This window comes from Pseudarthrobacter sp. MDT1-22, from assembly GCF_054511035.1.
Genome location: NZ_JBTNDK010000023.1, coordinates 46,546 through 61,404, shown reverse-complemented (window position 1 = coordinate 61,404; position 14,859 = coordinate 46,546). Strand labels below are relative to the sequence as shown.

The 14,859-nt window shown below is 65.3% G+C and carries 10 protein-coding genes; 3 read left to right on the top strand and 7 right to left on the bottom strand.

The genetic code is table 11. The annotated features are described in order from the left end of the window. Window positions 1-705: 705 nt before the first annotated feature. Together ACX80M_RS16560 and ACX80M_RS16555 are read right to left on the bottom strand one after the other, a co-directional pair. Window positions 706-1,158, bottom strand: a complete 453-nt coding sequence (locus ACX80M_RS16560; RefSeq protein ID WP_252598946.1) for a nucleoside deaminase — start codon at window positions 1,156-1,158, stop codon at window positions 706-708. Window positions 1,159-1,520: 362 nt separating this feature from the next. After that, on the bottom strand, window positions 1,521-1,904 hold the full coding sequence (locus ACX80M_RS16555; RefSeq protein ID WP_252598947.1) for a MarR family winged helix-turn-helix transcriptional regulator: 384 nt from the start codon (window positions 1,902-1,904) through the stop codon (window positions 1,521-1,523). 84 nt (window positions 1,905-1,988) lie between these two features. Between ACX80M_RS16555 and ACX80M_RS16550 the strand changes: the two genes are divergently transcribed. The 3 genes from ACX80M_RS16550 (at window position 1,989) to ACX80M_RS16540 (ending at window position 6,870) form a co-directional block, all read left to right on the top strand. Further along, the gene (locus tag ACX80M_RS16550) at window positions 1,989-3,500 is read left to right on the top strand and encodes an MFS transporter (protein WP_459310000.1); all 1,512 of its coding nucleotides are present in this window, start codon (window positions 1,989-1,991) and stop codon (window positions 3,498-3,500) included. A gap of 419 nt (window positions 3,501-3,919) precedes the next feature. Further along, the gene (locus ACX80M_RS16545) at window positions 3,920-5,563 is read left to right on the top strand and encodes an alkaline phosphatase D family protein (protein ID WP_459309999.1); all 1,644 of its coding nucleotides are present in this window, start codon (window positions 3,920-3,922) and stop codon (window positions 5,561-5,563) included. Continuing rightward, window positions 5,560-6,870 carry an alkaline phosphatase family protein gene (locus ACX80M_RS16540; RefSeq protein WP_459309998.1) on the top strand — a complete coding sequence of 437 codons (1,311 nt, stop codon included), beginning with the start codon at window positions 5,560-5,562 and terminating at the stop codon, window positions 6,868-6,870. The genes ACX80M_RS16545 and ACX80M_RS16540 overlap by 4 nt, the downstream gene beginning before the upstream one ends. 399 nt (window positions 6,871-7,269) lie before the next feature. On the opposite strand, the gene ACX80M_RS16535 is transcribed toward ACX80M_RS16540, so the two are convergent. From ACX80M_RS16535 to ACX80M_RS16515, 5 genes are all read right to left on the bottom strand, one after another. Further along, window positions 7,270-8,376, bottom strand: coding sequence for an IS110 family RNA-guided transposase (locus tag ACX80M_RS16535; protein WP_252608011.1), 1,107 nt, complete (start codon window positions 8,374-8,376; stop codon window positions 7,270-7,272). Window positions 8,377-8,796: 420 nt separating this feature from the next. Continuing rightward, the gene (locus ACX80M_RS16530) at window positions 8,797-10,551 is read right to left on the bottom strand and encodes a thiamine pyrophosphate-dependent enzyme (protein ID WP_459309997.1); all 1,755 of its coding nucleotides are present in this window, start codon (window positions 10,549-10,551) and stop codon (window positions 8,797-8,799) included. 55 nt (window positions 10,552-10,606) lie between these two features. After that, the gene (locus ACX80M_RS16525; protein ID WP_459309996.1) at window positions 10,607-12,127 is read right to left on the bottom strand and encodes an amino acid permease; all 1,521 of its coding nucleotides are present in this window, start codon (window positions 12,125-12,127) and stop codon (window positions 10,607-10,609) included. 83 nt (window positions 12,128-12,210) lie between these two features. Then, window positions 12,211-13,143: a glutaminase gene (locus ACX80M_RS16520; RefSeq protein ID WP_459309995.1), complete on the bottom strand. Its 933-nt coding sequence runs from the start codon at window positions 13,141-13,143 to the stop codon at window positions 12,211-12,213. After that, window positions 13,140-14,738 carry a PucR family transcriptional regulator gene (locus ACX80M_RS16515; RefSeq protein ID WP_459309994.1) on the bottom strand — a complete coding sequence of 533 codons (1,599 nt, stop codon included), beginning with the start codon at window positions 14,736-14,738 and terminating at the stop codon, window positions 13,140-13,142. The genes ACX80M_RS16520 and ACX80M_RS16515 overlap by 4 nt, the downstream gene beginning before the upstream one ends. Window positions 14,739-14,859 lie beyond the last annotated feature (121 nt).

Sequence of the window (14,859 nt, the reverse complement as noted above, 5' to 3'; positions counted from 1 at the left end):
GCCACCGCAATGGCGGCCTTCACGCCAACCGCGCAACCGCTTCCCGCGGCTGCCTGACCAAAAAGAAACTACGCGACTGTCTCACATCCTTGACACACCTCACTCCTCTGGAAAACAGACGTCTTCGTCCTGGCCCCCATGCTAGAACTTCAAAGGTTGCGACCAGGCTGCGAAGGGTACTGCCAGCTACCGACCTCGGACCGGACGCGTCGTCCCCGTCACTTGACTCGGCGGCCGCGACAACCTTGGCCCGTTCCCTACGGAAAGGCCCGCCAGGGACCTCCGGCGCAGGGCGAGATATCAGGCGTTTCTGCGCTTTTCGCCCTTATGTACATTCCTGCGCATATCCGCGCGGACCTTGCACATTTCCTCTTCGAGGGCGGAGCGCCTTCTACTGGCCCGCCCGAAAACGTCCAGCAGGGGCAGCTCAAGGAACATGTCCGGCGTCGGGACGCCCACCAGCACCACGCGGCCGCGAGGTCGCTTGCATAGAGCGTGTTCATCAAACGCCTGATCACCGTCGCCACCTCCGGTGTCAGGGAGCCCCTGGGGATGAAAGCAGCAGTGCGCGGACTGACACCCGCCTTAGACTTCTCAAATATCAGGCCCACGGACAAGCGCGCGTGCGACGCAGGCTGACATGTCGGTCCTGCCACGCGTGCTGATGGCTGTTATGGCGTAACTTGGCGATGTGCAGCGAGGTCCTTACTCGGCGATGTCCTCCGCCCATAGTTCAGGGTGTTCGTCCTGGAAGGTGCGCATCATCTCGACGCATCGGGCATCATTCAACACCACCACTTCGACGCCGCGTGAGCGGAGAAGTTCGAATTCGCCGGGGAACGTCTCGGCCTCGCCCACCACCACGCGCGGAATCTTGAATTGGATGATAGTCCCGGCACACATGGCACACGGCGCCAGGGTGGTGTAGAGGGTTGTGTCCCGGTAGCTCTTCTGGCGTCCGGCAGCCCGCAGAGCAGACATCTCGCCGTGGGCGATTGGATCGCCATGCTGGACACGCTTGTTGTGGCCGCTGGCAATGACCACCCCGCCTCTGGCCAAGGCAGCACCGATCGGGATGCCGCCCTCTCGGAGGCTCTTTTGTGCAGCCTCGTAGGCAGCCTCGAAGACCGGGTCTGTGGTTCGTTCAGTTTCAGACATGGGTGCAGTCTAAATCGCGCGCGTCGAAGAATTGTTGCTGACCGCTGACATAGGCGGTCAGCGGGCAAACGTCCCGCGAAAGCATGCGGAATCGGATGGTTGACCACGTGGAGCGACGTGAGTACCCTGGGTCAACTATCCATCCTTGCCGTGGAGGCAGCCCAGGAAGGCATCGAGGCAACCGCCGACGACGTCACCTCCAAGCTCCGCAGCCTCCGTCCCGTTCGCAGCTAACCCACGGCCCCGAACTCTCCCTACTTCGCGTGCGGGCCGGCGTCGTACGGCTACAGCGTGTTCACCAGAATCGCAGTCAGTGGGGCCCGGATGAAGAAGATCCCGGCCAGGACGGCAAGGGCTGACGGTTAGTCGTTGCCCAGGTTTTCCCTGAGCAGGGCGCGGTGTTCGATGGCGGCTTCCCGGTGGAGCGCGCGGCCGGCGTCGGTGAGTTCCAGGAACAGCGAGCGCCGGTCATCTTCGCAGGACTGGCGGGAAATGAGTCCGGCTTTGTCGAGCCGGTCCACCACCTTGGACATGGCGCTCTGAGTCATGGGCGTGCGCTCACCGAGTTGCTTCATGCGGCATGCCGCATCGGTACTTTCGGCCACGAGGTCCAGGATTTCAAACTCCGTCAGGCCGATGCTGAACTTCGATTCCAGCGCACGGTCGATCGCGGCCGCGGTGCGGAAGTAGGTGCTCTGGATGCCGCGCCATTGATCAACCAGCTGGCGGTCCTGCGGTGTTGCCATGCAGCGATTCTAGTTCAAGACGAATTAAAAGTCCACGTCATAATATTCCTTGTCATTCAATGACGTGTCATATAAGTTGTAGCCATGACTTCAACTTCCACCCTTGAAAAATCAGCCGGAGGCCGGCTTACAGCTGTGCGCTGGACCCGCGCACAATGGATGCTCCTCCTGGTCCTGTGCACCGTCCTGGCACTCGACGCACTGGACGTATCAATGGTCGGCGTGGCCCTGCCCTCGATCGGCACCGAACTTCATCTCGGAACCGAATCCCTCCAGTGGATCGTCTCCGCCTACGTACTCGGCTACGGAAGCCTGCTCCTGCTGGGCGGTCGCATGGCGGACCTGCTCGGCCGGCGGCGCATCTTCCTGATTGCGCTCAGCGTTTTCGCCGCAGCATCCCTGCTCGGCGGGCTGGTGGATGACCCGGCCCTGCTGATCGCGACCCGCTTCGTCAAGGGCCTGGCCGCCGCATTCACGGCTCCCGCCGCCTTCTCGATCATCACCACCAACTTCGCTGAAGGGCGCGAACGCAACCGTGCCCTATCCATCTTCACCACGTTCGGCGCCAGCGGATTCTCCCTCGGCCTGGTGGTAGGCGGCCTCATGACCGCCCTGAGCTGGCGCTGGACCTTCCTGGTCTCCGTTCCGGTGGCAGTCGCCGTTGTGATCCTTGGCCTGAGGTACATCCCCCGGGACGGAGCCGCAGGCAAGGCCGCAGACGGGGAACCAGAGAGCGGGCATGACGTCTGGGGCGCCATCACGCTCGCGGGCGGCATGCTGGGGCTGGTGTACACACTGGTTTCGGCGCCGGGGAACGGCTGGGGATCTGTGGCAACTATCGCCGGATTCGTGGCTTCCACCGCAGTCCTGGCAGCGTTCGCCGTGATCGAAAACCGCGTCAAACACCCCCTGATCCGGCTCAGCATCCTCAAGGAAGGCTGGGTTGCCCGGGCAAACCTCAGCGCGGTGGGGCTGTTCGGTTCCTACCTGAGTTTCCAGTTCATCCTGACGCTCTACCTGCAGTCCGTGCTGGGATGGAGCCCCCTTGGCATGGCCCTGGCGCTGCTCCCGACCGGCCTGCTGGTTGCCTCGAGCGCACCCTTCGCGGACCGGCTCATCGAGAGATTCGGCGCCCCGCGGCTGATCCTGACGGGACTGGCGTCGTTGACGCTTGGCTACGTCCTGTTCCTTCGCGTAGGGACCTCGCCCAATTATGTGACCGACATTCTGCCGTCCGTCCTGCTGCTGGGCGTCGGTTTCGCGCTGGCCTTCCCGTCCATCAACGTCCAGGCCACCACTGGCATCCGGGATGCCGAGCAAGGCCTGGCCGCAGGCCTGATCCAGACGAGCACCCAGGTCGGCGCCGCCCTGGTGCTGGCCGTCACCACGGCAATGGTGAGCGGTCACGGCAATGCGCCCGAGGCAGGTGCCGCCGTCGATGCGGCCGCGATGCTGGAACAGTACCGGCCGGGCCTGATCCTGAGCGCCGCGGTGGCCGTGGCTGCCCTCCTGATCGCCGCGACGCCCAGTCTATCGCGGGGCCCGAGGCAAGAGCCGGGAGCGGAAAGCGACGGGCGTCCATTGGATCCACAATGAGCCTTGAGGAACTGTGAGCAGCTGAGACGGACCCAAACGGAACCCCCTGAATCGGAGCTCAGCTGGCCTCAGCTCACAACTGTCCAGCAGCCCATCGACCAGATTGCCGAAGCAGCGCTCTCTGCCAACCATTCCGACGGCAAGGTCCAACTCCTCCCCGCAGAGCTCATCATTCGCCGGTCCTGCGGCTGCGCCAGTGGATTGATGACCCTGGGCCAGTGACCGGGCCGGCACGGCGGGCCTCGTCAATCCACTGCGGATGCCAACCAGCGAGGGGATGTGGGCGGAGGACCTCTCGCTTCCCTAGTGCTGGATAAGCCAGGATATGGACTGCGCCACGGAAAACACTGGGTGAACGTCTGGCTAACCAGGTCAAAAAGCCGCCCCTTGACCCTTTGAGCGTGCGGATACTGGAAGGCATGACTAACTTTACTCGTCGTCAAGTTCTGCGCTCAGCAGGGGTCGCTGCCGTGGCTGGGGCCATGGTCTCCGGCACCGCAGCAAGTGGCTTTTCCGCCTCCCATGGTGGCGTCTTCTGCCACGGGGTCGCCTCGGGAGACCCGATGGCGGACAGCGTGCTGCTTTGGACCCGCGTGACACCAGCGCCCGCAGCGCTGCCAGGCACCGGGCTGGGCCCGGATGTGTCCGTCGGCTGGGAAATCGCTGCGGACGCTGGCTTCAAGAAGATCGTGGCCAGGGGTACTGCCGCCACCGGCGCGGCCCGGGACCATACGGTCAAGGTCATCGCCGGCCGGCTGGCCGCCGCCACCAACTACTGGTACCGCTTCACGCTGGGACAGTCCGTATCGCCGGCGGGCCGTACCCGCACCGCCCCCGCGGCGGGTGCGGTCGTGGACCGGCTGAAGTTCGGCGTCGTGTCGTGCGCCAACTGGCAGGCGGGCTATTTTTCGTCCTACCGGCATCTCGCCGCCCGCGGCGACCTCGACGCCGTGCTTCACCTCGGCGACTACCTCTACGAATACGGGCCCGGCGAATACCAGGCGCGCGACGTCGTCGTCCGCCCCCACGAACCCGCCCACGAAATGACACAGCTCGCGCACTACCGGCGCCGTCACGCCCAGTACAAAACCGACCCTGACCTGCAAGCCCTGCACGCGGCCGCCCCGTTCATCGTGACCTGGGATGACCATGAATCGGCCAACGACGCCTGGAAGGGCGGCGCCGAAAACCACACCCAGGGCACCGAAGGCGTCTGGAGCGAGCGCGTCGCCGCCGCGCACCGGGCCTACGCCGAATGGATGCCCGTGCGCTACGAGCCGGAAGGCCAGCTCTACCGCCGACTGGACTTCGGCTCCTTGGCCAGCCTGTCCATGCTGGACCTGCGCTCCTACCGTGACCAGCAGGCCGCCAACGGTGCGGATCCCTCCGTCAGCAGCCCCGCCCGCACTATCACCGGCGCCGCACAGATGGACTGGCTGCTGGGCAACCTCAAGTCCACGGGCCCGCAATGGAAGCTTGTGGGCAATCCCGTCATGATTGCGCCTGTCCGAGTTCCCTCGACCCTGAACACCGCAGAGCTGGCCGGTGTGCAGAAGCTGATGGGCGGCACGAGCATCAGCGGCGTGCCTTATAACGTGGACCAATGGGACGGCTACGAGGCGGACCGCAACCGCGTGGTCCGCCACCTGCGGGATGACGCCGTCAAGGACACCGTGTTCCTCACCGGCGACATCCACTCCGGCTGGGCCTGCGACATCCCCGCGGATCCGGCCAGCTACCCGGCCACCGGCGATTCCGTGGCCGCGGAACTCGTCTGCACCTCCGTCACGAGCGACAACCTCGACGACATCCTGAACGTTCCGCCCCGGACCGGTTCCGTCGGCGTCGAGAACGCCATCAAGGCGGCCAACCCGCACGTGAAGCACCTGGACTTCGACTCGCACGGCTACTCCGTCCTGGACGTGACAGCCGCCGGCGTTCGGATGGACTGGTACGTCCTCGCCGAACGCACCTCCGCCAGCTCAGGAGCCACACTGTCCACATCATTCAACGTCCAAGCCAACTCCGGCAAAGTCACCCCGACGCAGGGAGGACTCCAGTGAGCCGTTCACCGCAGCAGGGCACGCCCGCCAGCAGCAGACTTTCGACGCCGGGACGCCGGCAGTTCCTGCAAATCGCCGCCGCCGGCGGGGCCGCCGTCGTCCTTTCAGCGGCACCGGGCACCGCCTGGGCTGGCCCCGCCGCTGGACGGACCCGAAGCTACGTGCTGGTGGTGGACGGCTGCCGGCCGGATGAGATTACGCCCGCGCTGACGCCGAGGCTGGCTGCGCTGCGCGATGCAGGCACCAATTTCCCCGCGGCACGCTCGCTTCCAGTGATGGAGACCATCCCCAACCACGTCATGATGATGACGGGTGTCCGCCCGGACCGCTCGGGCGTGCCGGCCAACTCCATCTTCGACCGGACCGACGGCGTGGTCCGCGACCTCGACCGGTCCACGGACCTGCACTTCCCGACTCTCCTGGAGCGGTTGCAGGAGCTCGGCCTCACGACCGGCTCCGTGCTTAGCAAGAAGTACCTTTACGGCATCTTCGGTGCCCGCGCCAGCTATCGGTGGGAACCCCAGCCGGTGCTTCCTGTAACCGGCCACGCGCCCGACGCCGCCACCATGGACGCCCTGCTGGCGATGGTGAGCGGCCCGGACCCGGACTTTGTGTTCACCAATCTGGGCGACATCGACCGTGTGGGCCACTCTGACGTTTCCGGAACCACGCTGCGGGCGGCGCGTGAGGCTGCCCTGGCGGAAACAGACCTGCAGGTGGGCCGCTTCATCGACCACCTCAAGAACGCCGGCAAATGGGACTCCAGCCTGGTGATGGTGCTTGCCGACCATTCCATGGACTGGTCCATCCCCAGCAACCTCATCTCTGTCAACCTCATCCTCCAGTCCCGTCCGGAGCTGCAGTCGAACATCACGATTGCCCAGAACGGCGGCGCGGACCTGCTCTACTGGACCGGCCCGGAACCGGACCGTATCGCCGGGCTGGCCGCCGTCGAACAGCTGGTCAGAGCGCATGAGGGCGTGCTCTCGGTCAACAAGCCGGCGGACCTGCGGCTGGGCGACGAGGCCGGAGACCTGGTGGCCTACTGCCGGGCGGGCTGGCGCTTCTCCGACCCGTACGTCGCGTCCAACCCGATCCCTGGCAACCACGGTCACCCCGCCACAGAGCCCATTCCCTTCTTCATATCAGGCGGCAGCCCCGCGGTGGTCAAAGGCTCGGTATCCTCCGAACCAGCCCGGACCGTCGACGTCGCGCCCACCATTGGCAGCATCTACGGACTCAAGGCCCCGGCGGGTGGCTACGACGGCACGGGCCGGGTCTCTGCCCTGACGAAACCGCGCAACTGAGGACGCACTGTTAGGCTCTGCTGCCTGGTTGGTGGTTCCCATGCGCGGTCTCGCCGTAGCCCATGGGAAATTTCCGGCTCCGCGTCCAGCAGATGCCGGGCTGATATGTAGGCCCCGTTGTCAAGAGGCAGAGGTGAGCGGCTCCTGGCTTTTTGGTTCCAGGGGCCGCTCATTATGTGCCGGCCGGTTGTGGTTTCGGTGTTGGCGAGTCTTTTCTCGACTGCAGTGTCAGGCTGATATTCGCGGGTTGGTTACCGCATGACGATGTGTTCGGCTGGAGCGTATCGGTGGTCTAGTTTCGAGCGTCGACAGTTGAGGCCCGTCTGCTCATAGCCCAGTCTCGGGTTAGCTCCGCGTGCTGCCATCTCACTTCCACCACAGCCCGGGGGCACGTTCTTGTCAGGCCGCGTTCATGCGTTCTCCTTGCTGGAGCGGGGCGGCGAGGGACCAGCACCAGCCCGCAAGTTCGCGGGCGATCGCGGTGTTGGCCTTGACTGACATTTTGTGCCGTTCATCAAAGACTTCCCACTTGTGGTGGAGCCGGCGGTTTCCTTCCAGGGCGCGGATCCGGGTTGCCGGGGCGACGAGATCGAACTGGCGCAGCAGCCGTTCCCCGGGCCGGGCGTAGGGGCGCCTGTGCTGCCAGGCGGCCTCGATGAGGAGTTTGCGGGCATAGGTGTTCCCGGCCTTGGTGATCGGACCCTGATGCCGGGATTGGCCCGAGGAGTCCTCACTGGGGACCAGCCCGAGGTAGGAGCCGATCGAGGAACCGGTGAACCGGGTCCAGTCCCCGATCTCCACGGCCAGCCCGAACCCGGTCGTGACCTGGATGCCGCGCAGGCACATCAACGCGTCAATCACCGGGGCGTAGCGGCACGCCGCGGCCGTGGCGATCACCTGCCTGTCGACGCGTTTGAGGTGCCCGGCGAGGAGTTCGGCCTGCTCGACATCGGCCTCGTAGGTGAACTGCAGCGCCGGTTCGGCAAAGCGCTGGCGGTGCAGCCACAGGCCGTGTTCCTGCGTCCATCTGGTCTCTTTGGGGTAGCGGATGCCGTGGCGCAACAGGATGGCGTTCACGTGCTGGCGGGCGTGCGCGAGGTCCTTGGCCGTGCCGGAGCGCAGCCGGGACAGGTCCCGCAGGGCTTCTTCTTCCGGGTCCGGGATCCGCACCTCGGTGACCGAGCCGACCGCGAGCATCTCGGCGAGCACCCGGGCGTCGCGCCGGTCGGTTTTCACCCGGTCCCCGGGGGCCCGCAGCAGTTTGGAGGACGCAGCGACGACGCAGTTGACGCCCGCAGCCTGCAAGTACCGGGCCAGGACGAACCCGGTCGGGCCCGATTCGTAGACGACCTTGACGGGCGGCTCGAACCGGCGGACCCACTCCAGGACCACGGCAGGATCAGAAGCCATGGAGTGAGTGCTGATTTCACCGGTGGCCGGGTTCAGGGCAAGGCCCACGACGTTGACCGCGTGAACATCCAGACCAATGAAAGTATGCTCAAACATAGCCGGGACCTCCCAAACTTCACATGTGGCACTACCATTGCACCCCCGACGAGCCGTCAGGCCAAGGGAGCCGATGATGGCAACCCACGGACCCTGTGAAACAGAAGGCCCCGGCCCCCAGACCCCTCTTGCCGATACCTGCCCCGTCCCGGATAAAGGACATCACCGCCGGGGACCAGGCCCCGCAGCGCCGCCCACCACACAAACGGCCACGGATTACACCGAAGCCGGCGCTGCGGGACCGCCCGGCGATAATGGCCGGTCCCGGACGGGCCAGGACCTGCACCCCTCACTTCATATCGTCTAGTTGAGACTGTGCACAGCCGGGGCGGGTGAGCAGATGCCTGACTTCGGGCAAGGCGTAAGGATCGTACTGAGCAGTCCCGCCGTCGTCCGCTGTTCTGTGAGGATTACTGGGGCTCAGTAGGCCTTAACGCGCTGTTCCACGATGAGATGGATGAGGGCGAAGACACCGTCCTCGTCGATGGCCGCCAAGGCGGCCTCCAGTGCGGCCGGAACGTCACAGTCCTCGGTGACAGTGATCCCGAAACCGCCGAAGGCCCGGGCCATCAGGCCGAAGTCCGGATTCTTCAGCTGGGTTCCGGAGACGCGCGAGGGATAGTGACGCTCCTGGTGGGTGCGGATGGTGCCGTATTCCTGGTTGTCCATAACGATCACCAGCGGCGTGGCCCCGTACTGGGCCGCGGTTGCCAGTTCCTGGCCGTTCATGAGGAACTCGCCGTCCCCGGCGATGGTGACCACTCGGCGTCTGGGTTCGGCCAGCGAAGCGGCGATGGCCGAGGGGACGGAGTAGCCCATGGAGCCGTTGCGGGCGCTGATCATGGAGGCGTAGCGGCGGGTGGGGAAGTAGCGGTGGGCCCAGTTGGTGTGCTCCCCCGCGCCGAACGTCACCAGTGAATCCTCGGGCAGCTTTGGCACCAGGTTCGCCATCAAAGTGTCCATCCTCGCCTGCCCCGCTGCCGGCGCCGCCGGCGGTAGCGCGGCGAACCGCTCCTGCTCGCCCCGCATCTGGTACGTCCACGCTTTCCACTCTTCCTTCACCGGCAGGTCGATCCCCACAAGGTCGCGGACAAAGGCCTCGGGCTTGGCCAGAATCTGCCGTGAAACGGGCCCCGACCGGCCACGGAGTGAGGGGTCGGCTGTGACCAGGAAGTTCTTTTTGTTCCAGTCCTGCCGGCAGACGAACCCGTCCGTAATCACGTCGCCCGGCACTGTCCCCACAAACACCAGCAGGTCGGTTTCCTCCAGGAGGTCGTAGGTGGGGCGGGGCCGGCCGTAGCCAATGGGGCCCACGTAGGACGAGGAATCGAAGGACACCGTTCCCTGCGTCCGCCATTCAGCTGCTGCCGGAATATGGTGCCGTTCCAGCCACCCCGTCAGCTGGTCCGCCGCTGCCTGCGTCCAGTCGTTGCCGCCGGTGACAAAAAGCGGCTTGCTGGACTCTGCCAGCGCAGCCTCCAGGGCGGCGGCGTCGGAGCTGCTCATGCCCCCGGCCGCCACCGGAATGGCGGGATGCAGCGCCGGGTCAATCTGCTGCCGGATGATGTCCTCCGGCAGGCCCACCACCACAGGGCCAGGCCGCCCGCTCATGGCCGCAAACATCGCCTCGGCCACGATCTCGGACGCCCGCTCCGCGTGGTCAAGGACCATGACGCGCTTCGCGCCCGTACCGAACCAGGCCTTGATGTCGAACTCCTGAAACGCCTCCCGGTCCCGGTGCGCGAACGGGATCAGGCCGACGAACAGCAGCATGGGGGTGGAGTCCTGCCATGCGGTGTGCAGCCCCACATGCGCGTTGGCCGCGCCGGGCCCCCGGGTCACCATCGCTATGCCCGGGCGCTGGTGCATCTTGCCGTCGGCCTCGGCCATGTAGGCGGCGCCGCCCTCGTGCCGGCAGACGATTGTTTCAATATCCGAGTTGTGCAGGCCGTCCAGGACGTCCAGGAAGCTCTCGCCGGGAACCACATAGGTGCGCTCCACACCATGGGCCACCAGCGAATCAACAATCAGGTGCCCGGCTGATTTCAGTGCCTGGCCGGCGCCGGCGTGGGGCTCCTCCGAATGGCGTGCCTGCCGGGAGCCTTGCTCGGAATTCCCGACGGCGGCGGGCAGGGTGTGGGATGCGGTCAGGGTTGCTTCGGTTTCCGTTGTCATGGGCTTTCTTTGGCTGTTTGGACTGGTTTGGCGTTCGTAGTGGATGGTGCGGGGTTTATCTGAAGGTCTCCGCGGGCGGGTTGGCGATGACGGGGGCGGTGCCTGTGAAGCCTTCGCGGGTTTCGGCGATTTCACGGATTCGTTGGCGGCAGGCGTACCAGCCGGCCACCATGAGTGCGGAGGCGATGGCGGTGACGAGCATGGTGAGGGGTGAGTCGATGAACACCATCACCAGCACGCCCGCCAGGAAGAGCAGGGAGAGGTAGCCGGTGTAGGGGGCGCCGAACATCCGGAAGGAGGGGCGTTTGAGCCAGCCTTTGTCCGCCCAGCGTTGGAGCTGGATCTGGCAGAGGACAATGGTTGCCCAGGTCATAACGATGCCCACGGATGCCACGTTCAGCACGATTTCGAAGGCCTGCGCGGGGACGAGGTAGTTCAGCGGGACGCCGAGGAGGGAGACGCCGGCGGTGATGGCGATGCCGCCGTAGGGGACGCCGGCCTTGTTCATGCGGCCCGCGAATTTGGGGGCGGAACCGTTGACGGACATGGAGCGGAGTATGCGGCCGGTGGAGTATAGGCCGGCGTTGAGGGAGGAGAGCGCGGCGGTGAGGACCACCAGGTTCATGATGACGTCTACACCCTGGATGCCGATGGAGCCGAAGAATGTCACGAAGGGGCTGACGCCTTTTTCGTAGGAGGTGTAGGGCAGCAGGAGGGCGAGCAGGATGACGGAGCCGACGTAGAAGACCGCGATCCGGAAGACTACGGAGTTGATGGCCTTGGGCATGATCTTTTCCGGGTTTTCGGTCTCGCCGGCGGCGGTGCCCACGAGTTCAATGGAGGCGTAGGCGAACAGGACGCCTTGCATCAGGATGATCATGGGGAGCAGGCCGTTGGGGAAGACGCCGCCGTTGTCCGAGAGGAGGCTCAGGCCCACGGGCTGGCCGTCGACGGGGGTGCCGAAGATGACGAAGTAGGTGCCGACGACGAGGAAGACCACGAGGGCGGCGACCTTGATCAGGGCGAACCAGAATTCGAGTTCGCCGAAGACCTTGACGGAGACGAGGTTCAGGGCGAGGACCACCAGCAGGGCGATCAGGGCCCAGGCCCATTGCGGGACGGCCGCCATCCAGGGGATGTAGTTGCCGAAGAAGTTCATGTACAGGGCGGCGGCGGTGATGTCCACGATGGTGGTGGTGGCCCAGTTGATCCAGTAGAACCAGCCGGAAACGAACGCGGCCTTCTCGCCGTAGAATTCACGGGCGTAGGAGACGAACGAGCCTGATGAGGGGCGGTGCAGGACCAGTTCGCCCAGGGCCCGCAGGATGAGGAACGCGAAGAAACCGCAGACGGCGTAGGCGATGACCAGCGAGGGGCCGGCGGCGTTGAGGCGGCCGCCGGCGCCGAGGAACAGGCCGGTGCCGATCGCCCCGCCGATGGCGATCATCTGGATCTGCCGCGGTTTGAGGTTCTTGTGATAACCCTTGTCCTCGGCATGCAGCGCCGATTCAGAGGCGTGAGCGTGGCCGCCGTCGGCCTGTTGCAGTACAACCTCGTCATTGGGGTTGATGGGCATGGTTGATCCTTTCGATACGGAGAAGATCCTGCTGGGTTGGGAAGAAGTTGTGGGGGTGTGCACCCGGCGGGTTAGAAAGCAGGTTAGAAAACGGACCAGCCGGTGCGGTCGGAAAGGTCGGCGAGAGCCGCGGTGCCGGCCAGGGAGTTTCCTTTGGCGTCCAGCCGAGGGCTCCAGACGCAAATGGCGCATTCACCCGGAACAATGACCAGGATCCCGCCGCCCACACCGCTTTTTCCGGGAAGGCCCACGCGGTAGGCGAACTCTCCCGCAGCGTCGTACATACCGCACGTCAGCATGATGGAGCAGATGCGTTTCGCTTCGCTGCGGGAAACCACTGTTCCGAGCGTTCCCTGGCCGTCCCGGGCAAGGAAGAGTCCGGCCTTGGCGAGTTCAACGCAGGTCATCATGATGGAGCATTGGCGGACGTAGTTTTCCACCACTGATTCCGCGGCCTGCTTCAGGTTGCCGAAGTCCTTCAGGAAGTGCGCCAACGCCAGATTGCGGCTGCTGCTGGAAAGCTCGCTGGCTGCGGCGGCCTCATCGATGAAGGGCCCAGTGCTTGCTGCCTGGGCGGTGAGGAACCGCAACACCTGGGTGGCGGCGTCGGACGTTTCTTCCATCAGGTGATCGGTAACCACCAGGGCGCCGGCGTTGATGAACGGGTTCCGCGGGATGCCGTGCTCCACCTCCAGCTGCACCAGGGAGTTGAACGAGGTGCCGGAGGGTTCGCGCAGGACGCGGGACCACAGTGTTCCTGAGCTGTCGCCCCGAAGCGCCATCGCCAGGGTGAACACCTTGGAGATGCTCTGGATGGAGAACGCGACGTCGGCATCGCCGGAACTGAACACCTCGCCGGAAGCGGTGGCAACGGCTATCCCGAACCTGCTGAAGGGTACCGCTTCCAGAAAGGGGATGTTGGCCGGGACAGAACCGGTTTCCCGCTGTGGCCTGTGTCCGCGGACGATGTCGTCCAGTATTGCGTCCAACGGCGGTGCTTTGAGTGCTGTGGTCATTTCCTGCCCAGTTGTTCTTTAGGTGTGCCGGCCCATTCCTGGATGTGGAGCAGGGCCACCAGCGAGTCCCGCGGGTCGCCGAAGTTCAGGCCGGTCGCCCGGGATGCCTTGCTGATCCGGTAATAGACGGTGTTCTTGTGCAGCCCCATCCTGCTGGCGCACTCGGCGACATCGAGCGAGGCTTCGAAGTACGCGTGCAGGGTTTCCGCAAGTTCGGCGTCCTGCCGCAGCAGGGCGAAAAGACTGCGGTGGCGGAACGTGGAGGACGTGAAATTCCGAACCGCCTCGCGGAAGAGGATCTCCCCCTCGAAGTCGTCCACCGTGGCAACGCCCCTGTCCGAAGACGTGCCCACACAACTCAACAGGGCCTCGGTGATCCGGGTGGTTGTGTGCAGGGACAGCAGGTCCGGGACTACCGGGCCCACGGCTGCGAACGGGCTGATGCCGAGGTGCTTGCCGGCATCCCGGACGATGGACTCGGCCAGGCTCCGCAGTCCGGGCTCCGCGGAGGTTGACTGCAGGCCAGGGACAATGACGGCAGTGTCGCCCTTGAACTGGCCTACGACGGCGGACGCCTTGTAGGCGGCCGCGTGGATGGACGCCAGATTGGCCAGTTCGCCGTGCTTCAGTGCTGCGTCGTCGGCCTGAGCATCGGCAGCGGACATTCCTATCAGGATCAGTGCCGCCGGGCGCTCAGCGGAGATCTTCTCGCTGTGCGCACTGGCCGCGGCTTCCGCAGCACCTGACAAAATCCGCGCAATGCGGTCTTCGCGCATGTGTACGGACTGCTGGTTGCGGAAACGGATCAGCTCGGCGGAGGCCCGCGCAGCAGATCCGGTGAGCACGTGATCAACGTCCGTGCCGAAGCCCGCCCCCGTTTCCTGCAGCCAGATGTAGCCCATGATCCGGTCCCCGGCGAACAGTGTGACGGCCACTCGTTCCCGCAGCCCGTCCTGGGGACGGGCCGGTACCCGCACCGGCAGCCGGGTCCTGTGCAGTTCACGGTAGGCGCCCAGGTCCTTCAGCAGCAGCTCGTATTTACGCGGACCACGCCGGGCCAGGATGGAGGCCTTGCGCAGCTCGTCGATGTCGTTCGAAACGGTGGAGTATGCCAGGACCTTGTTGGCGGCGTCTTCGATGACCACGTGGCTGGATGTGAGCCGGGCGGTGGTCTGGGCGATCGCAAAAAGGTCCTCTTCCAGCAGCGTCAGCACTTCGCTCTGGTAGCTGCGCGGCTGGATGCGGTCCTTGGCAATGGACAGCAGCCGGTCCCAGTCAGCCCCCGGATCCACCAGAAGCAGGCCCGTGCCGGCATCGCGGAGCAGTTCTTCGGCCTCGGTGAGCTCTTCACGCCTTCCCTTGACGGCGACCACCGGCGGAGGGTTCTTCAGGAGCCGCCGCAGCGCGGGCAAAGCCGAGCGGCCGCGGACACCGATCAGCAGGACAAAGGCCGCGCCGCCGTCGTACGTTTCATCATCCGCATCCACGATCAGGAACCGTTCGATCGCAGAGCTGGCCGGGGCAGGCCGGAGGATGAGGCTGGCGAAACCCAGGGGGAGGTCCGAGAGAATATCGTCCACCGTAACCGCTGCCATGGGCTTCCTTCTGCGTCGATCTGGCCGGACGGCTCTGTCCGGTCACTTCATGCTATCGAGGCAGGCTCCCCCAAAATATGGAATGGAACCCAAATGCAGTGGCAGCTTTTCGGTTTGCGGA